Raw genomic sequence first — 22532 nt, forward strand, 5'->3', positions numbered from 1 at the left:
TCGGGTGATGATGGGATTTGATGGATGCAGGGGATGGATGGTGACGGCGGCAGTCGTCGGTGGGCTGGGTGGAGTGGGGGTCGAGGCCGCCGAGGGATTGCCGGGAGGGCCGCTGGCACAGGCTGCGAGTCGTGGAGTCGTCACGCGCGATCCGTCGACAGTGGTGCAATCGGGCGATCGGTTTTGGGTATTTTATACGGGGCAGGGAGTGCACTCGATGAGCTCAAAGGACGGCGTGACATGGGAACCGGGGCCGCCGGTTTTCCGTGAGCCTCCTCCATGGATTGCGGAGGCGGTGCCGAAGAATCGGGGCGTTTACTGGGCTCCCGATGTGATGAAAGTGGGAGATCGTTTTTTGCTGTATTATTCGGTGTCCAGTTTTGGGAAGATGGACTCTGCAATTGGTCTGGCGACGAATTCGACGCTGGATCCTGCGAGCGCGGCATTTCAATGGACCGATGAGGGAGAAGTGGTGCGATCGAGAGAAGGAGGGGACTTCAACACCATCGATCCCTCAATTTTTCATGATGCCGATGGTCGATTGTGGCTGGTCTTTGGCTCGCAATGGAGCGGCCTGAAGTTGGTGGAACTGGATCCGGCGACCGGGAAGCGAAAAGATGAGCAGGCTCCGATGGTGGCCGTGGCGGCCGGCGTTCCGATTGAGGCGGCCTATCTCTACTCAAGGGAGGGGCTCTACTACCTTTTCGTGAATCGTGGTGACTGCTGCCGGGGAGACCAAAGTACCTATCACATTCAAGTGGGTAGGAGTTCGCAGATCGAAGGGCCGTATGTGGATCGCGAGGGGAAGGGGCTGCTTGATGGAGGGGGGAGCCTGGTGCTGGAGATGAAGGTGGGCCCGCTGACGGGGCCGGGGCATGCAGGGATCGTCGAGATGGAGGGGAAGAGCTGGTTCAGCTGCCATTTTGAGGCCGACGATCGGATGGGGGGAAAGGCGACTCTGGGGTTGATGCCGATTCGATGGAGCGACGACGGCTGGCCAGAGGTTTTGCCGCCGGAAGATTTGTAGTCTCGATCAGGAACCGTCGCTGGGCGTTTCAAAACCCGAGAGCCACTCAACGAGAGTCTCCTGGAAATGCGGAAGGAGCCGGAAATCGAGGGGGGATGGTGTCGGGGCGTCAGGTAATGGCGACTTACGGAGAGGGGATTTCTCGGCGAGTGGGGAAAAAGGGCTCGGAAGAAGGGAGGATCCTTGAGAGGCTGGCCCCTCGTGGCCTGCCCCGGGGCAGGCATTGGTCGTTTGCGCGGCGGAGGATTGGGTTCGTCGGTCGAGTTGAAGCGCAGTGTCTGGTTTGCCGGTGGGCGGGCGAAAACCACCGATGATATGATGATGAAATTGTTTGTAGGAAATCTGAATCCGGAAACCCCACTCGGCGAACTCCGTGACGCGTTGGCGGAGTTTGAGCCGATCCTTGATGTGCAACGCCCTGTGGATCGGCAGACCGGCAAGCCCCGTGGCTTCGCATTTGTGACCTTTGCCTCGATGGAAGCCGCCGCGAATGCGAAAGAGGTCATTCAAGGATTGGAGTTGGGAGGGCAGGCGTTGCGTGCGGATGATGCTTCCGATCGAGGCGGGGATGACCATCCCGCCGCGCGGCAGCGTCGGGTGTCGATGAAAGTCAGGGAGGAACGCGTGGATGATCGGCCCACTCGCTCGGACGGCAGGAGAGTCCGCTACAAGTCGATTTGAGCGGAGCGGAAGGATTCCCGTCTGGGGGTGTCGACATCCCTTGATCTTGCGAGAAAGCTCTGGATAGTCCGGCCATGTTTTTGGGTCGGAGCATGGGGGTCACGCTGGCATGGCTGGCGGTGGCCCACGCTGAAGAGGCGCGACCGGTGACGGTCGTCACCGCGGAGCGGTCGCCTGTGGTTACCAAGTTGGAGCTCACGGGCACGGTAAGTGCCCGGCATCGATCGCGGCTGTCCGCCCGCACTTCCGGATTGACCACAACGATGCACGTGGATGCGGGCGATCGGGTGAAAGCGGGGGATCTGTTGATGGAGTTGGATCCGGAGTTGGCGGAGATCGAGTTGGCGCAGGTGGAAGGGCAGTTGGATCAGGCAAGAATCGAACGGGATGAAGCGGAGAGGTTGTTGCGGGTCGGCCGCGAGTTGGCTGAGCGCGGGGCCTTTCCCAAGTCTGATGCGGACAGTCGTGAAAGCGTGGTGGAATCCCGTCGTGCAGCGGTGACGCAGCTGGAGGCGCAGGCAAAGCACCAGGCATCGGTGGTGGAGCGGCATCGACTGGTGGCCCCGTATGAGGGAGTCATTGGCGAGCGCCTGGCGGATGTGGGCGAATGGGTGGAAACCGGAACGCCCGTATTTGAATTGGTATCGCTGAAAGATCCTCGTTTCGACGTGCAGGTTCCCCAGGAGTTTTTTGGACGGGTTCGGACGGGTGCGGAGGTGGAGATTGAGTTGGATGCGTACGGAAGGCGTCCGCTGAAGGGACAGGTGGCGGCGGTGGTGCCGGTGAAGGACCCTGTGGCGCGGACGTTCTTGGTGCGCATCGAATGGTCGGAAGCTGAGGGGGGTGAAGCCCCTGGGATGTCGGGACGGGCGAGATTCCATTTTCAATCGGACGAGCCGGTGGTGCAGATCCCGCGCGATGCGTTGGTGAGGTCGCCGGATGGTGGTGTGACCGTGTGGACGGTGCAGGAAAAGGAGGGGCACTCGGTCGTGGAAGCGCGACCGGTCAAGGTGGGCGAGTCCTTGGCAGAGCACGTGCAGGTTTTGGAAGGGGTCCCGGAAGGCGCCCGGGTGGTGGTGCGTGGCAACGAGTCGCTTCTCCCGGGGCAACGGGTGGAGGTGAGAGCGGAAACCCCTTGATCCCACGTTCTGATGTTTGAAGCGATTCTCAGACGGGGCACGATCGTCTCGGTGATCACGGCGATGATCCTGCTGATGGGGGTGATTGCTGCCCTGCGGGTTCCGATCCAGATGATCCCCGATCTTGATGTGCGGATCATCTCGATCGAAACCGGCTGGCCGGGGGCCACTCCACAGGATGTGGAAAAGGAGATCCTGATCGAGCAGGAGGAGTATCTACGGGGGCTTCCCGACTTGAAGCGGATGACTTCGTTTTCTTCGACGGGTCGGGCGGAGATCGAGTTGGAGTTTCCCTTCGGCACGGACATCACAGAGGCCTTGCTGAGGGTGAACAATGCGCTGAGTCAGGTGCCGGCGTATCCAGAGAATGTGGATGAGCCGGTGCTGCGGACGGATTCGTTTTCCTACAATGCCTTCATGGCGTTCAACGTGGTGCCAGCAAAGGGGAATCCGAAGCACGTCGACATCAACATGATGCTCGATTTTGTAGAGGACAACGTCCGCCCGGTTTTGGAACGGGTGCCGGGGGTGTCGCAAGTGGAGGTGCGCGGGGGGGCTGAGCGGCAAATCCAAATTCAGGCAGATGCGGCGAAGTTGGCCGAGCGGGGATTGACGTTGGGGGACCTGCGTGACGCCATCCGCACCCGCAATATCGACGTCTCCGCGGGTGATATCGATAGTGGAAAACGTCGCTACTTGCTCCGGACTGTCGGGCGTTTCGACACTCTGGAGGAGTTGGAGGATCTGATTCTTTCGCGGCGTGGGGATGCAGTCCTCAGGTTGTCGGATGTGGCAACGGTGCATCTCGATCATGCCGAATTACGGGGAACCTCGTCGACCGATGGAGAAACCAATATCCGGTTGGGATTGATTCGGCAAACCGGCTCGAACGTGATCGCGATCAAGGAAGCGGTGCTTCCGATGTTGGATCAGATCAATGAGGACATCCTCGCTCCCGCCGGGCTACGGATGTACTTAAGCAATGACGATGTGCGCTACGTCGAGGACTCCGTGGGCAACGTGCGCAAGAACATCCTGATTGGGGCGATGTTGGCGGTTTTGGTGATGTTCCTCTTTTTGCGTTCGGTTTCGGCGACGCTGATTGGGATGTTGGGGATGCCGATTTGTACGGTGGCGGGTTTTCTGGGGCTCCTGATGTTTGGCAGGACGATCAACGTGATTTCCTTGGCGGGGATTGCCTTTGCCATTGGGATGACGATCGATAATACGATCGTGGTGCTGGAGAGCATCGAGCAAGAACGGCAGAAGGGAAAAAGCCGCTTCGATGCAGCGCGGGATGGGGTGAGCCGGGTGTGGTCGGCGGTGCTATCGGGTACGATGACGACCATTTTGGTGTTTCTGCCTTTGTTGTTTGTGAGGGAAGAAGCCGGGCAGCTTTTCTCGGACATCGGCATCGCGATTTCGTCATCGATTGTGGTGTCGATGGTGGTGGCGATCGCTTTGGTTCCGGTGGCATATGCGAATCTCGCCTGGCGGCGGGGAGGTGCGTCGGCCCCACCGCCGCCCCGGAAGCAGTGGTTGTTGGCGCCCCTCTTTGGGTTGATCGAGACGCCGTTGCGACGGCTTTCGTGTTTGGTGGTGACGTTGGGAATGACGGTCGCAGCGATGGTGTTTTTGACCCCGCCTGCGGAGTATTTGCCTGAAGGGGAGGAGGCGAAGGTATTTGCGACGATGATCGCTCCTCCTGGATATTCGTTGGAGGAGATGGACGGGATTGCGCGGGAGTTGGAGGCGGCTCTGTTGCCTGCTCTGGAGCAGGAGCCGGAGGCCTTTGATCGCGGGGAGACGGAGTTTCCGGCATTGACGCGAGTTTCGGTGAATGCGCAGTCGCAGTCGCTGCGGATCATTTCTGAAACCAAGAACCCAAAGCATATTGATGCCCTGATGGATCGTCTTGACGCGCGTTTCCGGACTTACCCGGGGATGCGAGCGTTTTCTTCGAGAGGTTCGATCATTTCCAGTAATGATGGCGGAACGCGGGCGGTGGCATTGAATATCAGTGGGCCAGGGCTTCCGGAGATCTATCGGACCGCTCTGGAGGTGTATCGTAGGGCAGGTGAGGCGATCGATGGTGCGCGGATCAATTCGATTCCGTCATCGCTGAAGCTTGGGCAACCGTTGCTAGAAATCCGGCCCAAGTGGGAACGGCTGGCGGAGATGGGATTTGACGCACCGGGGTTTGGGTTTGCGGTCTCGGCGCTGACAGATGGAGCGTTCGTCGACGAGTTTTTCCTGAACGACGACAAGGTGGATATTTTCCTCTTTAGCGATGCGCTCAATCGTCAGCAATTGGAGCGGCTTGAGGAGCTGCCGGTGCGGGCCCCTGTGGGTGCCGTCGTCCCATTGGGGGCGCTTGCCGACATTCGGGAAACCGTCGATACGGCGGAGATCCGTCGAGTGGATGGACGCCGCACGGTTTCGCTCTACGTCATTCCTCCGAGGTCGATGCCCCTGGAGACGGCAGTGAGCAAGATCCGAGAGGAAGTGGTGGCGCCGATGCGGCGGGAAGGCGGATTGCCGCATGGCGTGGCGGTGGATCTCACGGGAGCGAGTGATCAGTTGGAGGCGACGAAGGCTTCGTTGGCGGGCAATCTGTGGATCGCGGTGGTGCTTTGCTATCTCCAATTGGTGATCATCTATCGTCATTGGGGATCGCCTTTTCTGATTTTGGCGACGGTGCCGTTGGGGATCAGTGGTGGAATTGTGGGGCTGTGGTTGCTGAATTTTGTGGGTGGGAAGCTACCCTTGTTAGGGATTCCCTTGATCACTCAGCCTTTTGACATGATCACGATGTTAGGTTTTCTGATTCTTCTGGGCACCTCGGTGAACAACCCGATTTTGATCGTCGACCGGACCATGGAGAATCGTCGGGCGGGGATGGGTACGCTGGATGCCGTGAAGGATGCGATTGCGGCCCGCTTGAGGCCGGTGATGATGACCACTTCGACCACCTTGATGGGTTTGGCTCCTTTGGTGTTTTTGCCAGGTGCGGGAACGGAGCTATACCGGGGAGTGGGGGCGATTGTGCTCTTTGGTTTGGCGTGCAGTTCCGTGGTGACGTTGACCTTTTTGCCGGCATTGCTCACGGCCGTGTTGCCCATGACGGATCGGCTGATGTCGCGATGGCGGGCTCATCGCCCGAGTCCAGAGCGCATGGCGGATTCCGGATTGGTATCCGGGAACCAGTAGTGGAAAGCAGCGATGCCTTGGTGAAGGAGCATGAGATTGCCTTGGGCGTGGGGGGCTCCCACGGCCTGGGCTGCCCGGATCAGAGCGGTCGGCTGGTAGATGGTGTCGAAGACCGCGAGCTGGGGAGTGAGGAGTTGAACGGGAAAGGGGGAGGGATCTCCATCCTTCAGGCCGAGCGAAGTGGTGTTGACCAGGAGGTCGGCGGCGGGAGCGGATATTTCCTCGGCGGCCACGGTCTCGATCTGAAGTCCGGGATGGCGATCTCGAAGTTGTTGGGCGAGGGCCTCAATTTTGGAAAGAGTGCGGTTGGCGAGAATCAGCCGGGAGACACCGGTGCGGGCACAATGGGCGGCGATCGCGCCTCCGGCGCCTCCTCCAGCGCCCACGATCATCACGGCAAGTCCCGGCAAAGAAAGGCCGAGGGTTTCCCGAACGGCATGCTCGAATCCGATGCCGTCGGTGTTGGTGCCGCGCGTGGCATCAGGGTCGAAACGAACGGTGTTGACGGCTCCGAGATCGCGAGCCGTGTCATCGATTTCGCCACAGGCTGCGAGGGCATCGAACTTATGGGGAACGGTGACATTGCAGCCGATGAAGCCTAGCTCGCGCATGCGGGCGAAGGCCTCCCCCACTTGGCCGGGCTCGATTTCGAGCGCGATGTAGCGAGCATCGATGCCGGCCTCATCGAGAGCCGGCTGATGCATGCGGGGGGAGAGTGAGTGGGCGATCGGCTTGCCGATGACGGCGAGCCGGGCCCCGGTGGCTTCGGGGAGGGTGGCGAGGGTGAAAGGCGGCATGGCTGCGAGGGCGGCGGGCCGGTCAGAGGGTGTTAGTGAAGTGATGAAGGCGGCGAACGCACTCCTCCTGGCCAAGGATGGCGAGAATGTCGCCGAGGTCTGGGCCGCCGCCTTTGCCACTGAGCGCGACGCGGGTGGGGAACATGAGTTGTCCGGGTTTGGCACCATGGGCTTTGGCCGTGTCTCCGATGGCGTGCTTGGCGGTCTCGGCGGTCCATTCGTCGAGCCCGGCGAAAGTTTCCGCAAGGGCGCTCAGCAGCGGCTTGGCGGTATCATGGCTGCGGACTTTAGCCAGGGGCTCGTCGTCGATCGTGATGTCGTCAAGGACCAGGAATCCTAGGGCATCGGGGATTTCCGAGAGCAGGCGGACTTTTTCGCGAACGGCGGTGAGCGCAGCAGGGAAGCGGGAGTTGATGGGCAGTCCCGCGTTTTCGACGAAGGGGGTGGCCGAGGCGGTGAGGGCTTCGGTGGAAAGGCGAGTGAGGTGCTGCTGGTTAAGCCAAGCGCACTTTTCGATGTCGAATCGGGCGGGGGAGCGGTTGACGTTTTCGAGGGAAAAGCGGTCGACGAGTTCCGCCAGGGTGAAGACTTCTTCGTCGGTTTTCGGATTCCATCCGAGAAGGGCGAGGAAGTTGACGACGGACTCGGACAAGAAGCCTTGCCGGGGATAGTCACCGACGGCGGCGCCTTCGTCTCGTTTCGACATCTTCGATCCATCCGGATTGAGGATGAGGGGGATGTGAGCGTATTGCGGTGGAGTCGCGCCAAAGGCCTCGAAGAGTTGGAGGTGTTTGGGCGTATTCATGAGATGGTCCTCGCCGCGGATGACGTGGGTGATCTGCATTTCGAGGTCATCGACGACATTGACGAAGTGGAAGACATAGGAGCCATCGGACCGCTTGACGACCATGTCAGGCGTGTTGTCGAGGTTGGTGTAGTCGATGGTGACTTCGCCACAGACCAGATCGGTCATGGTGATGGGCTTGCGCTCAAAACGGAATCGCCAGGCGCCGTCGTCTTCGTAGACGCGACCTTTTTCGCGGAGCACCTCGAACCAACGGTCGTAGATGGGGGTGCGTTCGGATTGGTTGTAGGGGCCGTAGTCGCCGCCATGGCCTTCGCCCTCATCCCAATCGAGGCCGAGCCAATGCATGCCGTCGAAGATGGCGGCGCGGGCGGCTTCGGTGTTGCGGGCGTGGTCGGTGTCTTCGACGCGGAGGACGAAGGTGCCGCCGTGTTTGCGGGCGAAGAGGTAGTTGAAAAGAGCCGTGCGGGCGCCGCCGACGTGGAGGTAGCCGGTCGGAGACGGGGCGAATCGGGTGCGGACTTGCATGCGGGGAGAGTCAGGAGGTCGGGCGGGGGGAGGCAAGACTTGAGAGTGAGGGATGAAGGAGGAATTCGTGGGCGATGACGGGGGCGCGGGAAAAATTGGCGCTTGGCAAGGGCGGTGAGCCAGCGGGAATTGGGAGGAATGAGTGCGCGCGGTTACGGTTGGACAGCGGCGTCGGTGACGCTGGCTGTGGCCGGGCTGTGGTGGGGAAATGGGGTGATGCTGACTTTGGCGTTGGCGGGTTTGCTGGCGCTGCTGGTGGCTTGGGTAGTGGGTCGCTGGCAGGGCAGGGGGATCGAGGTGGAGTGGGAGGGGCCACGGGTGGTGGTGGTGGGGATGCCTGCCCGGGTGCGGATGAGGGTGCGCAAAAGGGCGGGCGGGGAGCTGCGAGGGTTGGATTTGTCGGGTGACGGGCCGGGAGGGGTGGCCTTTGGGGGAAGGGTTCCGGCGTTGTCGGCAGGGCAGGAGATGGAGGTGGACGATGGGTTTTGCGCGGTGCGCCGGGGAGTGAGGGCGCACCTAGGGTGGCGCCTGGCATGGTCCGATCCTTGGGGGCTTTTCGATTTCGAAAAGCGGGGGGATTGGGCGAAGGAGATGGTGGTTTTGCCGAGAGGGGTGCGTCCATTGCCGGGAGAGGTGCTCTCGGTGGGTTGGGGGGAAGCGTTTCCACCGCGAGGGTTGGCCACGGGCGAGCGAGGCGATTGGAGAGGATTGCGAGCGCATCGGCCCGGTGATTCCCCACGGGCGGTACGTTGGCCGGAGAGCCTGCGATCGGTGGCAAGTGGTGGAGGGTTGTTGGTGGCGGAGGAGGATCCGCCCGGGGGGGAAGTGGAGCAGGTGACGTTGATTTTTCACTCGTTGGCGGAGGGTGGATTGATCCAGCCGGACCGCTTCGAACGGGCGCTCGCTCTTTGGTGGGGAGAAACGGAGCTTTTGGTGGATGCCGGGATCGTGGTGCGATGGACGGCGGACTTTCTTGAGTGGGTGCCGTTGGAGATTTCGCGCCGCGGAGATCTGGCGGTGGCGGGCGAGGTGGTGGCGCGGGCGCAACGGGCCAAGGGGACGCAGCGCCACGAAGTCGAAGGGCGGCTGCAGGAGGTGGCAGGGGCTTTGCGGATTTTTTCGGATGTGCCCATGGAACGCTGGGAGAGATGGGCAGGGGAGGCCCGGGTGGCGCGGGGTCCTGAAGTGAGAAAGGGAGGGCGGCGGTGAAGGGCTGGGCGATGATTGCGGGGCTTTTCGGGGCATTGGCCGTCCTGCTTGGATGGCCTGAAGAGGGGTCGCAGGTGGGGAGGGTGGCCGTGGCGGTGCTGGTGTGGGCCGCGGGTTGGAAATGGGCGGCGCGAAGGAGGGGGGAGGCGATGCGTCGTCGCTGGAGTGAGATTTGGCCTACGCGCTTGGTGGGACTGGGGATGTGGGTGGCGTTGGGTGGGTGGTTCCATTTCCTCCCGGTGCGGATGGAGACGTGGTGGGAGGCGATGGGAAGGAACGGTTGGCATGACGATTCGGAGGCCTCACCACGTGAGGCTTTGACGCCGCAGCCTCAGCCGCGGACGGGGAATTGGCTGTGGGATGAAGCTGGGCGTCGCACGCTTCCGGAGCGGACGCGGTTGAATCCTGGAAACCGGCCGGAAGTCTTTCTGCGGGCAGAAGGGGAGGAGGGACAGTTATTGTCCCATCGGCTCTATCTGAGTGCGTTTGCCTTGGGGGAATATCGTCAGGGAGGATGGTCGGCCGTTTCTGGAGGGGAAAAATCTTTGATGGCGGAGAATGACGGCTGGCTGAGGCTCGATTCGGGTCGCGGAGGGTGGGCGCATCGGGTCTTTCTAGGACGGAGTGGCGAGGATTCCCAGCCGTTGGTGGCCCTTCAAGGGGTGACGGCGGTTCGGGTGGGCGAAGTGGTGGTCTCCGCAGCGGGAGGAACCCTGCCGGGTGGCGAGGCGCGGGACTACGAGGCAGTGTCTAAAATGCGCACCTTGGACGATCCAGGTGGAAGGGTGGTCCGCGAGGCTCCCGATGGGGTGTATCGGGAAATGGCGGGTGGAGAGCTGGGCCGCCGGATCGGTGAGCTGGCCGCGCAATGGGCGGGGGATAGGGGCGGTTTGGAAGGTCTGCGCCGGGTGCGCGAGGGCCTGAGTGCGCAGGCACGATATTCTCTGACGGTCGAGAACCGCGACGATCGAGATCCGTTGGAGAACTTCTTGTTCTACGAACGGCGGGGGCATTGTGAGTTTTTCGCGACGGCCGCGGCATTGATGGCGAGGGCGCTCGGGGTGCCGTCGCGGGTGGTCTATGGCTGGGCAGGGGGGACTTACTACGAGTCAGGAAAATGGTTCGTTTTCCGCGGGAGGGATGCGCACGCCTGGGCAGAGGTTTGGTTGCCAAACTACGGATGGGTGGTGATGGATGCGACCCCGATGCCGTCGACGGAGGCGGGGCGCCCTGCATTGGCAGCGGTGGACGAGCAGGCTCCCGTGCACGGTGGTGGTTGGCGAGAGGAGGAAGGGGGAGGCCGACTGTTGGGATGGGTGCTGGCGGTGATCCTGGGATTGTTCGCGTGGGCGGGGGTAGTGGCCGGGAGTCGCCGAGTTTTCCCAGAGCGGGAGAAGGGGCGGGTAGGATCGCCTGGCGGGCGCTATGAAGCGATCTTTCGGCAGGGATGTCGCCAAAGAGGCATGCATGCCGGGCGGGCGGTCACCTTGCGGCAGTTGACGCGGGCATTGGGTGTCGATCGCCCAGAATGGGCCGACGAACTGGTGGCGTACCACTACGGCATACGCTATGAAGGTCGACCTCGGGACCGGGAGCTGGAACGGAGCTTGGCGACGCGGGTTAGGGCCTGGGAGCGCCTTAACGTTGCAGTTCGTTGAGCGACTTCTGCTGGTACTGCTGGTCGCGGAGTTTGCGGAGGTATTCGAGGTAACGGCGTTTGGCCTCGAAATCGGTGCCATCGGCGGTGACTCCGGGGCTTTGCTGCCCGTATTTTTTCCATGGTCCGTAGGGGACCTGGGCGTCCTCGACAAAACGCCAATGGCATTTTTCTCCCGACTGGAGGTCGAGGTAGTCGCGAACGGCGGGAGAGATGTCGATGGCGGCGTCCTTGTTGTTGTGGTTTTTTGGGCGGGAATTGCCGAAGACGTAGTTCCAATCGTCTGTGACGAAGGGACCGCAGTCTTCCCACTGGGCGTAGCAGCTGCGACCTCCATGGTAGATTTGCAGCCAGCGGCCCTTGAGCACGGTTTTTCCGGGTTCGGGGTTGTGCCGGCGGAACCACGGAATGACTCGCGCTGCTTCCGGCTTATGGGCGCCGTGACGCAGGATGTCGTTGTAGGGGAGCGCGATGTAGAAGGGATTCAACTTAGGGAGAAATCCCTTGGGGCGGAAATCGGAGGCGTTGTGGTTGGCGACGCGGGCGGCAGGTTCCGGGTTGTCGTAGCCGCCGTAGTTGGCCATCCAGTTTTGGTCCCAGGAAGATTTGCAGTTGGGAACCGGATTGTTCTGGGTGGGCTGCTCGCCGATCCAAAACACGGTGGCCGTGATGTTTTGCCGCCATGGATAAAGCTGGCCGTTAGGTGCCACCGGGGTGCGGCGGGACGGGATGGTTTGGCGGGCGGTGGGAATGATGACCCGGGGCATCGCCGACGAACTGGCAGCCGTTTGGGCATCCGCGCTGGAGAGCAGCGGGAGCCAGGTGGCGAGAGCGAGGATGAAGATGGGGCGAAGCATTCCGAATGGGTCGACGTGGGGGAGCGGTCTAGAACCGCCGCAGCACAGTGTTTCTCGTCAGAGAGTCGTCGCTGCGCGGGTAGTCTAGCGTATAGTGCAAGCCCCTTGATTCGCGGCGCCGGATCGCGCTATCGACGATGAGCGAAGCGACGTCGACGAGGTTGCGCAATTCGAGGATATCTGCATTCACGCGATGGCCCCAGTAGAACTCGCGAACTTCCTTTTTGAGGTTGCGCAGGCGGGTGGCGGCTCGGCGTAAGCGATTGTTGGTGCGCACGATGGAAACGTAGTCCCACATCAGGCGGCGGAGCTCATCCCAGTTGTGGTAGATGACGACCTGCTCGTCGGGTGGGGTGGTGTCACCGTGCTCCCATTCCGGAATGGGCGGGGCATCGGGCACGGGTTTTCCGGGGGCGTGATGACGCAGGATCCGATCGAGGGCGCGGCGGGCAAGCACGTTGGCTTCCAGCAGGGAGTTGGAGGCCAGGCGGTTGGCCCCATGCAGGCCGGTGCATGCCACTTCCCCGATGGCGTGGAGTCCGCGGATGGTGGTCCGGCCGTCGAGATCGGTTTTGATCCCGCCACATTGGTAGTGGGCGGCTGGAACGACGGGAATCGGTTGCTTTTCGGCGTCGAGGCCGAAGGAAAGAAGCTTTTCGTGAATGAAGGGAAAGCGATCGCGGAAGAATCCGGCGGGTTTGTGAGTGATGTCGAGATAGACGCAGGGAGCACCGGTGCGCTTGATTTCCCGGTCGATGGCCCGAGCGACGATGTCCCGAGGGGCGAGGGAGCCCCGTTCGTCGGAGCGTTTGACGAAATCTTCACCCTTGGAGTTGATCAGGATCGCCCCTTCGCCACGGACGGCTTCGGAAACGAGAAAGGATCGGGCCTCGGGTCCACTGGCCGCGGGGTTGTAGAAGCAGGTCGGGTGGAACTGGATGAATTCCATGTTCTCGATCGTCGCGCCAGCCCGCCAAGCCATCGCGAGCCCGTCGCCGGTCGAAGAATCGGGATTGGTGGTGTAGAGATAGACTTTTCCACAGCCGCCAGTGGCGAGGATGACACGATCGGAGCGGAATACTTGAACCTCGCCGGTGGTGCGATCGAGCACATAGGCACCTAGGACCCGGTCGTCGGTGACCATGCCGAGTTTTCCCGTGGTGATGAGGTCGATGGCAAAGTGATCTTCCAGCAGTGTCAGGCCGGGGGTTTGGCGTGCGGTCTCGACGAGGGAAGTGGCGATTTCCAGTCCGGTGGTGTCTTTGGAATGGAGGATGCGGCGGTGGCTGTGCCCTCCTTCTTTGCCGAGGGCGTAGCGATCTTGATCGTGATCAAAGTCGGTGCCGGCGGCGACGAGATCTTCGATGGTGGCCGCGCCTTCGGTGATGATGGTGCGAACTGCGTGTTCATCGCAGAGCCCGGCACCGGCGTCGAGGGTGTCGGCGACATGGGATTCGATGGAATCCCCTGGATCGCGAAGTCCTTCGGGCAATACGGAGGCGATGCCTCCTTGGGCCCACGCGGTGTTGGATTCGAGCAATTTGCCCTTGGTGATCACGGTGACGGATCCGTGAGCGGCAGCACGGATCGCAAACGAAAGGCCGGCGATGCCGGAGCCGATGACGAGAAAGTCGGTGGTCAAGGGAGTGCGAGGTTCGGTGGTGGGCTGGTTGCCGGAGAGCTCCGTGTTGACGAGGGGGGAGGGCGGCGATTGAACCGCCAAGGAGCCGGATTCGCCAAGGTTTTTAAAGTGGGGGGAGGGGGCGAACGTGGTAGCTTGAGGTCATCCGAGGGCAGGGAGCAGGAGATTGTCGATGAGCCGCACCTCGCCGTAGAACACGGCGGTGGCCAGGAGTGTCGGACGCGATCGGTCGCTTGCTGGCAGCAGAGTCTCTGCATCGACGAGTTCCAGATAGTCGATGCGGTTCAGGGGCGATTCGATGGCGGCGCGGGCGGTGGCGAGGAGCAAGGTGGGCTCCGTGGTTTCGGCGGCTGCTAGCAACGCGCGGCGAATGCGCGGGGCATCGGCTCGCTGAGTTTCGCTCAGACGGGCATTGCGGGAGGACATCGCAAGGCCGTCGATTTCGCGCACCGTGGGCGCGGCGATGATTTCGACTGGCACATCGAGATCGCGCACCATGCGGCGAATGATGGCCAGCTGTTGATAGTCTTTTTCTCCAAACACCGCGGCGGAGGGTTGGAATTGATGGAAGAGCTTCAGAACCACCGTGCAGACGCCATCGAAGTGTCCCGGGCGAGTGGCGCCACAAAGGGTGGCCGAGAGGGAGCTTTCCATCACGGTCACTGAGCGATCGGGAAAATACATCGAGTCGGCCGAGGGAGTGAAAACGAGGTCAACCCCGGCTGCGCGGCATTTTTCGAGATCGGATTCGAGGGTTCGGGGGTAGGCTTGGAGGTCTCCGGGGCGGTCGAACTGGATGGGATTGACGAAAATCGAGACGGCGACCTGACCCTTGGGGCCGGCCGAGCTGCGGGCGCGCTGAACGAGGTCGAGATGGCCGGCGTGGAGGGCTCCCATGGTGGGTACCAGCACGGGGGAGGAGGAGAGGGCGGAGCGGAGCTCGCAAACAGAGGAAACGACACGCATGAGCGGCAGATCTTGGTCACGAAGGAATTTGGCCGCAAGGGCCGGGAGTGGACGTTGACGAGGGCCAGAAATCCGTTCAGGGTGCCCGGGAACCCCAGCGGGGAAATCCCATCCACCTTATGATTCGTCGCCTTACCCCTTTCCTTGTCGCCGCCGTTTTGGGTGGCACCGCCCTCGCGCAGGACGCCAAGCTGAAGATCGCCACGGTCGACATGCAGCAGCTTTTCAAGGAATACTACCGTACGGAGGAAGCCCAGCAGCAGGTCAACGTTGAGCGTGCTCGGATTCAGAAGGAGCTCAATGAGCGCCAAACCCGCGTGCAGGAGATCGAAGAGGAGCTCAAAAAGCTTCGCAAGATGATGGAAGATCCGTCGATCAATGACTCCAAGAAGCAGGAGATCCAGCGGGATTGGGGCATGAAGCAGAACGAAGGCATCGCCATCGACCGTGAGCGCCGTGAGTTCCAGCAACGCCGCACGCAGGCCCTCAATGAGAAGATGGTGCAGCGCATGAAGGGCATCCTTGAGGAAATCCGCAAGCTGGTCGAAGAGCAGGCGAAGAAAGAGGACTACGACTACGTGTTCGACAAGTCGGGCCTCAGCACCTCTCAAGTGCCATTCCTTCTCTACACGAAGGATGCCACCGACATCACTCCGACGCTGTTGGTCGACCTGAACAAGGACGCCCCGAAGGATGGAGCCACGACTCCGGCAGCCACGTCTGGCGAAGGCGAGTGAACTTCCCTGCGTGAGCCAACTGATTCTTTCCGAGCTCGCCCGGCAGGTCGACGGTGACGTCGTCCGGGGCGAGCTTTCGCTTTCCATCACCGGGATTGCGGCTCTTGATGAAGCCGGGCCGGGAGATGTTTCGTTCCTGGGGAACGAGAAATACCGCCAGCAATTCCTGGAAACCCAAGCTTCCGTGGTGCTGGTGCCAAGAGGAGTGACCGAAGGCCCCGATCACTTGGCATTGATCGCCTGTGACAATCCGTCTTTTGCATTTGGATGGGTGGTGAAGCATTTCACCGAATCGCTGGCCCGGGTGTTTGTACCTGGGATTCACGAGCGTGCGGTGGTCGATCCGACCGTGCAGTTCGACCCGGAGCGAGTCCGCATCCATGCGGGGGCGGTGGTCCAAGCCGGCGCGAAGATTGGCGACGGAACCGAAATCGGCCCCAATGCCGTGGTCGGCGAGAATGTGGTGGTGGGGCGTGATTGCCTGATCCACGCGAATGTTTCGATCCGCGAGCGATGCCTGGTTGGGGATCGGGTGATCCTTCAACCCGGAGCTGTGATCGGTTCGGATGGTTTTGGCTACGAGACGGTCGCCGGGAGACACGTGAAGATCGACCAGATTGGAATCGTGGAAATTCAGGATGATGTGGAGATCGGCGCCAACACGACGATCGACCGAGCGCGCTTTGGACGCACGGTGATCGGCACCGGCTCGAAGATCGACAATCTGGTGCAGGTCGGTCACAACGTGCAGATCGGGCCCCACAATTTTTTCGTATCACAGAGCGGCATTGCCGGGAGTTCGCGGACGGGGGCTTACGTCATTGCCGCCGCGCAAGCGGGCATCGCCGGGCACGTTCGAGTGGGCGATCAGGCGATTCTTGCCGCGCGCACGGGCGTGACCGCGAATCTGGAGGGTCACAAAACCTACGGCGGTTATCCGGCCCAGCTGCAGATGGATGAGCAGCGGCAAAAGGCGTTGCTGCGCCAGTTGCCCAAGCTGTTCAAGCGGCTGAGGAAATGGGACGGCTCGTCCAATCCGTAATGGCTGCGCACCGGGAGCAAGAGCTTGTCCTCGTGCTCCCGGAGATGCTCGTTCGGTGAGCTCAGTAGCTGCGGCCCCAGATCGCGCGTTGGCGAGTCGGCTTGCCAGTCAGCAAACATGGGGCTTCGTCGCCATCCTGTTGGTCAAGAGGCAGGCAACGGATGGTGATCTTGTGCTTTTTGCTGAGTTCGTCTTCCTCCTCGGGCGTTCCGGCCCAAGGGGTGATCAGCCAACCCGGGTTCTCCGTCTCCCAGTGGGTTTCGAAGGTCGCCAATGCATCGCAGGGGACGATGTTTTCGTCACGGAAACTCGAAGCGCGCTCCAGGAGGGTGTCGTGGATGGCTTGGAGCAAATCCGCGGCGTCGCGGATGAAGGCTTCCTTTTCGAGGAACTCTTTCTCCTGGGCTGCCCGGTCTCGACGATTGAGGCAAACCTTGCGGCTTTCCACATCGCGGGGACCGATTTCGACGCGCAGGGGAACCCCTTTTTTCACCCACTCCCATTTCTTCTGTCCGCCCTGGATGTCGCGGGAGTCGACGTGAACGCGCAACGGCTCACCATGAAATCGTTCTCCGCGCAGCGTTTCGGCGAGCGCCTCGCAGCAATCAATGACTGCCTGCTTGGAGTCTTCTTTCGGGGTGACCGGAATGATGATGATTTGCTGAGTGGCGACGCGGGGAGGCAAAACCAGCCCATCGTCGTCGGAGTGGGCCATGATCAGGGTGCCGATCATGCGGGTCGAGACGCCCCAGGAGGTGGTGTAGGCGTGCTCGACTTTGCCATCGCGACCGGTGAACGAGATATCCTGGGCTTTGGAGAAATTCTGGCCGAGGAAGTGTGAGGTGCCCGCTTGGATCGCTTTGCGGTCCTGGACCATGGCTTCGACGGTGAGAGTCATGTCGGCACCGGGGAATCGCTCGTTCTCGGTCTTCTCGCCGGGGATCACGGGAATGGCGAGGTGGTCGCGAAGAAACTCGGCATAGACCTGATGCATCAGGCGGGTTTCGGCGATGGCCTCTTCCTTGGTTTCGTGAGCCGTGTGACCTTCTTGCCAAAGGAACTCGGCAGTGCGCAGGAAGAGGCGTGGCCGCATTTCCCAACGCATCACATTGGCCCATTGGTTGATGAGCAGCGGGAGGTCGCGGTAGCTCTGGACCCAGCGGGAAAAGGCAGCGCCAATGATGGTCTCGGACGTCGGCCGGATGACATACGGTTCGGCGAGCTCACCGGTCGGAATCATCTTGGTTTTGCCGGTCTCTTCATCTTTGACAGCTTCGAGGCGATGGTGGGTGACCACGGCACATTCGGTGGCGAAACCCTCGGCGTGCTCGGCCTCCTTTTCGAGATAGGAGAGGGGAATGAGCAGCGGGAAGTAGGCGTTCTGGTGGCCGGTTTCTTTGAAGCGGCGATCAAGCTGCTGCTGGATCAGCTCCCAGATGCCGTAGCCCCAAGGCTTGATGACCATGCATCCACGAGTTTCCGAGTTTTCCGCGAGGTCGGCGGCCTTGATGACCTGCTGGTACCATTCGGGAAAATCTTCGGCGCGAGTCGGAGTGATGGCGGTCTTGGGAGCGGACATGGGTGGATGTGGCTAGAGAATCAGCGCGGTGCGCGGCGCGGAATTAGAGGAAACGCGCAGCGGCGTCGATAGCGGTTTTTTTAGATGGATCGTTCCAACGAGTCGACATCCGGAAGTGACCGGTGAAGTGCTTGCCACGGTGGCGGGTTCTTCCGCCGTGCGCTGGTTCGCGCAGGGAGCTCAAGTCCCCTAAGGCCCGACAGCTTGGTGGATCTCTTCCTCAGAGTATCCGAGCGAAGGCAGACTCTTAAGAAGTTCGTTGAATCCTATCGGGCGCGTCGATTGGGCTGAGATTTCCCGGAGAAAGGCGCGTTGAGCCTCGGGAGAGAGGCGGACAAACAATTCCTGACGGAGCCCTCCCGCAGAGGGTCCTGTGGTTTGGAGCGAGGCGGGGAGGATTTGGCGAATGACCTCGTCGGCATTCGCATCGCGGGAGACGGAGCCAAGAAAGGTGTCCAAGGTTTCGCTGTCCGGCTTCTGTGAAAGGGCATTGAAAATCCTCTCGGCAGAAGCGTCGGTATCGGAGCGCGCCCGGTAGAAATCGGCCAGGAAATCTCCATAGCCGACCGTGTCGCTGGTCTGGGCAAGGCCTTGGAAGAATTGGGTCAAGGGCTCGAAATAGTGAAGTTTCTCAGTCCACCCGGCTCCTTCGGTTTCCAGAGCCCACTCCAAGGCCTCCTGAGGGGCAACGAGGCTCCATTGGTAGATCAAGTTCGGAGGGATCATGGTGAGCTTTTGATCCTCATCCAACGAGGTGGCGGCGGAAGCGAAGCCGTCCATGCAGCTGCGAAAGTCGAAACCTTCAGGGAAGTCGATGGGGTTTCCTGTGGGACCCTGGTGGCGACTGGCGCTGGCTTGGCAGAGCCGGATCAGCATCTCTGGGCTGTGCTGGGCCGCCAGTGAGAAGAGGTCGTAGGAGAAAGGTTGGAAGCGCGCGGAACGATCGTAGTGAGCCTCCCAGAAGGCCACCGCTGCAGGAAGGTCCTGCAACCCCAATCCTTCCACGATCGCTTGATGATAGAACTGCCGGTCGTCCGGGGAGGCCTGCGAGGCGATCCACGCAAGCGCTGCGTCGGAGTTCTGGGCGTACCACCTCTGAATCAAATGCTTCAGGTAGCTTTTTTTCTGGAAGTCCAGGCCCAGCAATCCCCCTTGATCGGCCAGCCAGCCGATGATCTCGGGGTAGTCGGCGGGATCCCATGCCTCCATGGCTTGCCGGAATGCTTCCTGGTCGATGGTGTCGGAAGCGAGGAGGCTGCGAAGTTGTGGGACCTTCGAGTGAGGTGCTTTTTCCCGGGCAAGATTCGATGAAGGAAGCTCGTCCGCCGGAGTCGACGGGGAACTCGAGATCGCTGCCGGTCCGGTCCAGCGCCCGATCAGCAGGCCGAGCGTGAGGGAGAGGAGGCTGGCGATGATCAGCGCTTTCAAAGATCGAAAAAATGAAGGGGCACTTACCGTCTGGCCAAGGGGATCACTCAAAGAACTTCTTGAGTGCTCGTTGTTCGTCGGGATCGAGGGACTCGCGCCACACACGATCCCCCCCCGCACCGGCTTGGCTCACGCTCCCGCCTGCTTGAGGGGCTGTCGCAGAATCGTCGACCTCGTGTTGCCCATTTTGAAGCTCCAGCAAATCCCCTGGAAGGGTGCGCGAGAGATCCATGGCCTGAAGGGTTTCCAAGGCACCGGTTTTGATCGATGGGCCTTCGTTGCCGAGCACTCCTCCGGCTTCACCCGGTCCGCGAGATACGCCGCCCGAGCCGGACCCACTGCCATCCGGGCCGATGGGGCCTTCGCCCTGCCCGGGTTGATTTCCGGCCATCAGCTCATCCATCCACTCCTCGCCCTGTCCGCTGGAGCCCTCGCACTGACCGGACTTGGCCGCGGCTGCCGTTTTTTGAAGGTTTTCGCGCAACTGCCGCATCTGTTCCTCGGTCAATTGGCCCAGCTGGCTGGGATCGAGTTGCTGAAGTTGGTCGAGAAGTTCGGAGTTGGGTTTCAGCGCCCCGCTTTGGAGCCCTTGCAGGGCGTTGTCGAATTGCTGCAAAAGCTCGTCTTTGCGCTGAGTCGATAGCTTGCCTGCACCCTGCTCCAGATTGGCGAGAGCATGATCCGCCTGGGTGGCTTCGCGGGAAAGACGCTCCAGCTCGGATTGATGTTGGCGCTCCAGAGCGTCCGTGGCTTCCAGCGAGGCGTGATCGAACCATTCGTCGGGATCCTTTTCCCGCAGGGCCTCAAGTTTCTTCTCCATCTCCTCGATGTAGTCCTCATCGATCACATCCTCCTGATCGAGGCGGTCAAGGTCAGCCTGGATATTTTCCCATGCCAAGGGGGCCTCGGGAGGAGTCGAGTCGGCACCCGGCAGGGCGGAAACAGGAATCCAATGCCCGGCGAGCAAGAGAGCAAGAGCCGCCAAGGGAGGGGCCGTCACCCGCGTCCAATTCCACGACAGGCCGGCATCAATTTGCGGTGGAAGCGCTGGCCAACGTCCCACTCCGCAGCGGGCGGTCGTGAGCGCATTGCGCAGGCTCATGGTGTCTTCGATGCGCACCAAGGCGTGATGAGGAGATTCGAACCGGCGGCGGGCGGTCCACCAAGCAACGATGGCAAGCAGGAGCACCCATCCTACCGAGCTGGCCCACCACACGGGGGATTCGACGGCTGGCCAGTGACGGCGGAGCCACAGCAAACTTAGGGTGGCGATCCCGCTGCCGATCACCAGCGGTGCGGAGAGGGCTTGCAGCCACCAGCCCAGATTGATTTTGCGCGAAGTTCGGGCCGCGGCCCGGAGCCACTGGTCCTGGAGAGACTTCGATTCTTCGGACATGATCGGGGACTGTAGCGGCTCCGTTGGGGGGAGCGATGGAATTTTCGGTGAAATCGGCGCGAAGGAAGGAGGCTTTTCCGGGCTTGGCATCGGCGGAGGAGCCCGATGGAATCGCGGCCCGAACTTTGCCGTGAAATCCTACGAAATTTATTCCGCCATCGATCCTTCCGTCGTGCATGCCATGCTCGATTGGTTCCGCGACAACGACCGCAATGTCTACAAGACTGCCGTGGCGACCCTGGCCCAATCGCGCAAGCTGCGCCCGGTTTTCATCCAAAAGAAAGCCCTCCCCGAGCAGTATGCGTGGATTCTGAAGACTCTTCAGACCAAGTCGGCGGAGGCGATTGGTGAGCACCTGATGCAGGCCTGGTTGATGGCCGGAAACCAAGAACTCCTGGCTGCATTCTGCGACGCCATGGGCATCGAACACGACGGCAAGGGCTCCGTGACCGGTGAACTCCCCGAGGAACTGGATGCCGCCAAGCTCGACGCGGCGGTCGATTCCCTGATGGAGCGCTTCGATCCGAAAATCGTCACCGTTTACCTCCAATTCTTCAACCTCCAGAACTCGGGCGGTTGGGGGGCTCTCAGCTCCAAGTTGGAGTCGGACGAACGCCTCAAACTGGCTTGATGCCTCTTTGGTGAAGGCACCGGGCGCAGGCTCCGGTGCCCACCAATGCGCCGCGGATCAGGCGCCGTAGAGGGCCTCGATCAACCCGGTGGCACGGATGCCCGGCATCACGCTGAGCTCCATCTGGTTCATCACGTAGGCGAAACTCAGACCGCTTTCTGGATCGGCAAATGCGTGGCTGCCGCCGGCTCCCGGGTGGCCGAAGCCACGCGTCGCCGGACCGTACAGATGTCGGCATTTGCGGCCGATTTCATCGAGGGGATCGAGCTGGCACCCGCAGGAAAAGGCCGTCGGCTTGAGCAAAACCAGATCTTCGCCATCGACCCGACGGGTGGCCAGTGCCGCGAGGACCTCCGTACTGAAAGGGCCGTCGATTTGCCCGGAAATCACCTGGTAAAATCGAGCGAGTGCCGAAGCGGTGCCGATGCCTCCCATCGCGGGAAAACCCGCTGACCACGCCTTCGGATCGTTCATTTCCCGCACCGAGCGGACGTCGCGCGGCGACGAGAAAGCCCGGTGGGTGAGGCTGTCCTGCTGCTGGAAGGCTTGATAGAAACCCTCCTGGAAATCAGCGGGGCTGGCCTTGCCGGGATAGAGTGTCGCCACCCGGGCGTGTTGCGACTTTGGCAATCCAATCCAGAAATCCAACCCCAGAGGCTCGGCAATGTGGGTCCGCCAGTAGCGGGCAAGGGGATGCCGGGTGAGCCGCCGGACCGGTTCGTCGAGCAAGGCGCCGAAAGTGCGGGGGTGATAACCGTGACCTTCACCCGGTCGCCACGCCGGTTTTTGCGCTTCGACCGCTGCGACGATTTCATCGTGTCGCCACAGGCTCGCCGGCTGGTCCAGCGCTGCGAGGCCGCATTGGTGGGACAGCATTTCAGCAAAGGTCGCCTCCGGCAGGGGGAAGCGGGGCCAGACTTCCCCGACAGGAGTCTCCGGACCGAGGCCAAACGCATCGAGCGCCAAGAGCAGAGTGGCCGCTGCGGGCGCCTTGGTCGCCGAATAGACCGGCACCATCGTCTGAGTCGTCCACGGCCGCTCGCGACTGGTGTCGCACCAGCCTCCGGCCTCATGGAGGACTTCCTCCCCGTCGATCCAGATCGAAACCGACGCCCCTAATTCGCCGCGGGAACGGAAATTTTCCTCAAACTCCGCGAGCAACGCTCCCAAACCAGCCGGTGATACCATCGCACCGCGAAAG

General features: G+C 61.6%; 18 protein-coding genes. 9 read left to right on the top strand and 9 right to left on the bottom strand.

Features of this window, described 5'->3' with window-relative positions; genetic code table 11:
- Window positions 1-7: 7 nt before the first annotated feature.
- The 4 genes from HNR46_RS08880 to HNR46_RS08895 all read left to right on the top strand — a co-directional run bounded on the left by HNR46_RS08880 (window position 8) and on the right by HNR46_RS08895 (window position 6057).
- Window positions 8-1027, top strand: a complete 1020-nt coding sequence (locus HNR46_RS08880; RefSeq protein ID WP_184017901.1) for an arabinan endo-1,5-alpha-L-arabinosidase — start codon at window positions 8-10, stop codon at window positions 1025-1027.
- Window positions 1028-1228: 201 nt separating this feature from the next.
- Window positions 1229-1708: an RNA-binding protein gene (locus tag HNR46_RS08885; protein WP_184017903.1), complete on the top strand. Its 480-nt coding sequence runs from the start codon at window positions 1229-1231 to the stop codon at window positions 1706-1708.
- Between the two features lie 74 nt (window positions 1709-1782).
- Complete coding sequence (locus HNR46_RS08890; RefSeq protein WP_184017905.1) at window positions 1783-2847, top strand: efflux RND transporter periplasmic adaptor subunit; 1065 nt, start codon at window positions 1783-1785, stop codon at window positions 2845-2847.
- Window positions 2848-2859: 12 nt separating this feature from the next.
- Window positions 2860-6057 (top strand): efflux RND transporter permease subunit, encoded by a 3198-nt coding sequence (locus HNR46_RS08895; protein WP_184017907.1) that lies wholly within the window; start codon window positions 2860-2862, stop codon window positions 6055-6057.
- On the opposite strand, the gene aroE is transcribed toward HNR46_RS08895, so the two are convergent.
- Window positions 6000-6854: a shikimate dehydrogenase gene (gene aroE / locus HNR46_RS08900; protein ID WP_184017909.1), complete on the bottom strand. Its 855-nt coding sequence runs from the start codon at window positions 6852-6854 to the stop codon at window positions 6000-6002. The two genes, HNR46_RS08895 and aroE, sit on opposite strands and share 58 nt — an antisense overlap.
- Window positions 6855-6876: 22 nt before the next feature.
- On the bottom strand, window positions 6877-8187 hold the full coding sequence (locus HNR46_RS08905) for a glutamate--tRNA ligase (RefSeq protein ID WP_184017911.1): 1311 nt from the start codon (window positions 8185-8187) through the stop codon (window positions 6877-6879).
- A gap of 138 nt (window positions 8188-8325) precedes the next feature.
- Here HNR46_RS08905 and HNR46_RS08910 point away from each other — a divergent pair, with 138 nt between their 5' ends.
- Window positions 8326-9396 carry a hypothetical protein gene (locus tag HNR46_RS08910; protein WP_184017913.1) on the top strand — a complete coding sequence of 357 codons (1071 nt, stop codon included), beginning with the start codon at window positions 8326-8328 and terminating at the stop codon, window positions 9394-9396.
- Window positions 9393-11054 (top strand): transglutaminase domain-containing protein, encoded by a 1662-nt coding sequence (locus tag HNR46_RS21380; protein ID WP_184017915.1) that lies wholly within the window; start codon window positions 9393-9395, stop codon window positions 11052-11054. The genes HNR46_RS08910 and HNR46_RS21380 overlap by 4 nt, the downstream gene beginning before the upstream one ends.
- Here HNR46_RS21380 and HNR46_RS08920 read toward each other — a convergent pair.
- The 3 genes from HNR46_RS08920 to panC all read right to left on the bottom strand — a co-directional run bounded on the left by HNR46_RS08920 (window position 11035) and on the right by panC (window position 14518).
- On the bottom strand, window positions 11035-11910 hold the full coding sequence (locus HNR46_RS08920; protein ID WP_221285086.1) for a hypothetical protein: 876 nt from the start codon (window positions 11908-11910) through the stop codon (window positions 11035-11037). The two genes, HNR46_RS21380 and HNR46_RS08920, sit on opposite strands and share 20 nt — an antisense overlap.
- 28 nt (window positions 11911-11938) lie before the next feature.
- Entirely contained in the window at window positions 11939-13552 is a 1614-nt protein-coding gene (gene nadB, locus HNR46_RS08925) for an L-aspartate oxidase (RefSeq protein ID WP_184017971.1), read from the bottom strand.
- 141 nt (window positions 13553-13693) lie between these two features.
- Window positions 13694-14518, bottom strand: a complete 825-nt coding sequence (gene panC, locus HNR46_RS08930; protein WP_184017917.1) for a pantoate--beta-alanine ligase — start codon at window positions 14516-14518, stop codon at window positions 13694-13696.
- 119 nt (window positions 14519-14637) lie between these two features.
- Between panC and HNR46_RS08935 the strand changes: the two genes are divergently transcribed.
- Both HNR46_RS08935 and lpxD read left to right on the top strand, forming a co-directional pair.
- A complete protein-coding gene (locus HNR46_RS08935; protein WP_184017919.1) occupies window positions 14638-15255 on the top strand; it encodes an OmpH/Skp family outer membrane protein in 618 nt (205 codons plus the stop codon).
- A complete protein-coding gene (gene lpxD / locus HNR46_RS08940) occupies window positions 15212-16297 on the top strand; it encodes a UDP-3-O-(3-hydroxymyristoyl)glucosamine N-acyltransferase (RefSeq protein ID WP_184017922.1) in 1086 nt (361 codons plus the stop codon). Before HNR46_RS08935 ends, lpxD begins: the two co-directional genes overlap by 44 nt.
- A 61-nt stretch (window positions 16298-16358) precedes the next feature.
- On the opposite strand, the gene proS is transcribed toward lpxD, so the two are convergent.
- The 3 genes from proS to HNR46_RS08955 all read right to left on the bottom strand — a co-directional run bounded on the left by proS (window position 16359) and on the right by HNR46_RS08955 (window position 20700).
- Window positions 16359-17876, bottom strand: a complete 1518-nt coding sequence (proS, locus tag HNR46_RS08945; protein WP_184017924.1) for a proline--tRNA ligase — start codon at window positions 17874-17876, stop codon at window positions 16359-16361.
- Between the two features lie 189 nt (window positions 17877-18065).
- On the bottom strand, window positions 18066-19304 hold the full coding sequence (locus HNR46_RS08950) for a hypothetical protein (protein WP_184017925.1): 1239 nt from the start codon (window positions 19302-19304) through the stop codon (window positions 18066-18068).
- A 43-nt stretch (window positions 19305-19347) separates the two neighbouring features.
- Window positions 19348-20700 (bottom strand): DUF2231 domain-containing protein, encoded by a 1353-nt coding sequence (locus tag HNR46_RS08955; protein ID WP_184017927.1) that lies wholly within the window; start codon window positions 20698-20700, stop codon window positions 19348-19350.
- A 130-nt stretch (window positions 20701-20830) separates the two neighbouring features.
- On the opposite strand from HNR46_RS08955, the gene HNR46_RS08960 reads away from it, so the two are divergent.
- Window positions 20831-21331, top strand: coding sequence for a hypothetical protein (locus HNR46_RS08960; RefSeq protein ID WP_184017929.1), 501 nt, complete (start codon window positions 20831-20833; stop codon window positions 21329-21331).
- 57 nt (window positions 21332-21388) lie between these two features.
- Here the strand turns inward: HNR46_RS08960 and HNR46_RS08965 are convergent, their stop codons facing one another.
- Window positions 21389-22519, bottom strand: a complete 1131-nt coding sequence (locus HNR46_RS08965) for a serine hydrolase domain-containing protein (RefSeq protein WP_184017931.1) — start codon at window positions 22517-22519, stop codon at window positions 21389-21391.
- Window positions 22520-22532: the final 13 nt, after the last annotated feature.

The organism is Haloferula luteola, assembly GCF_014201715.1.
Classification (GTDB): Bacteria; Verrucomicrobiota; Verrucomicrobiia; order Verrucomicrobiales; family Akkermansiaceae; genus Haloferula; species Haloferula luteola.

Coding starts and splice junctions, on each gene's coding strand:
- HNR46_RS08895 (WP_184017907.1), top strand. CDS start 2,860: ATGTTTGAAGCGATTCTCAGACGGGGCACGATCGTCTCGGTGATCACG.
- HNR46_RS08890 (WP_184017905.1), top strand. CDS start 1,783: ATGTTTTTGGGTCGGAGCATGGGGGTCACGCTGGCATGGCTGGCGGTG.
- HNR46_RS08935 (WP_184017919.1), top strand. CDS start 14,638: ATGATTCGTCGCCTTACCCCTTTCCTTGTCGCCGCCGTTTTGGGTGGC.
- HNR46_RS08905 (WP_184017911.1), bottom strand. CDS start 8,187: ATGCAAGTCCGCACCCGATTCGCCCCGTCTCCGACCGGCTACCTCCAC.
- HNR46_RS08910 (WP_184017913.1), top strand. CDS start 8,326: ATGAGTGCGCGCGGTTACGGTTGGACAGCGGCGTCGGTGACGCTGGCT.
- HNR46_RS08965 (WP_184017931.1), bottom strand. CDS start 22,519: ATGGTATCACCGGCTGGTTTGGGAGCGTTGCTCGCGGAGTTTGAGGAA.
- HNR46_RS08880 (WP_184017901.1), top strand. CDS start 8: ATGATGGGATTTGATGGATGCAGGGGATGGATGGTGACGGCGGCAGTC.
- proS (WP_184017924.1), bottom strand. CDS start 17,876: ATGTCCGCTCCCAAGACCGCCATCACTCCGACTCGCGCCGAAGATTTT.
- HNR46_RS08955 (WP_184017927.1), bottom strand. CDS start 20,700: ATGTCCGAAGAATCGAAGTCTCTCCAGGACCAGTGGCTCCGGGCCGCG.
- HNR46_RS08920 (WP_221285086.1), bottom strand. CDS start 11,910: ATGCTTCGCCCCATCTTCATCCTCGCTCTCGCCACCTGGCTCCCGCTG.
- lpxD (WP_184017922.1), top strand. CDS start 15,212: ATGGAGCCACGACTCCGGCAGCCACGTCTGGCGAAGGCGAGTGAACTT.
- aroE (WP_184017909.1), bottom strand. CDS start 6,854: ATGCCGCCTTTCACCCTCGCCACCCTCCCCGAAGCCACCGGGGCCCGG.
- panC (WP_184017917.1), bottom strand. CDS start 14,518: ATGCGTGTCGTTTCCTCTGTTTGCGAGCTCCGCTCCGCCCTCTCCTCC.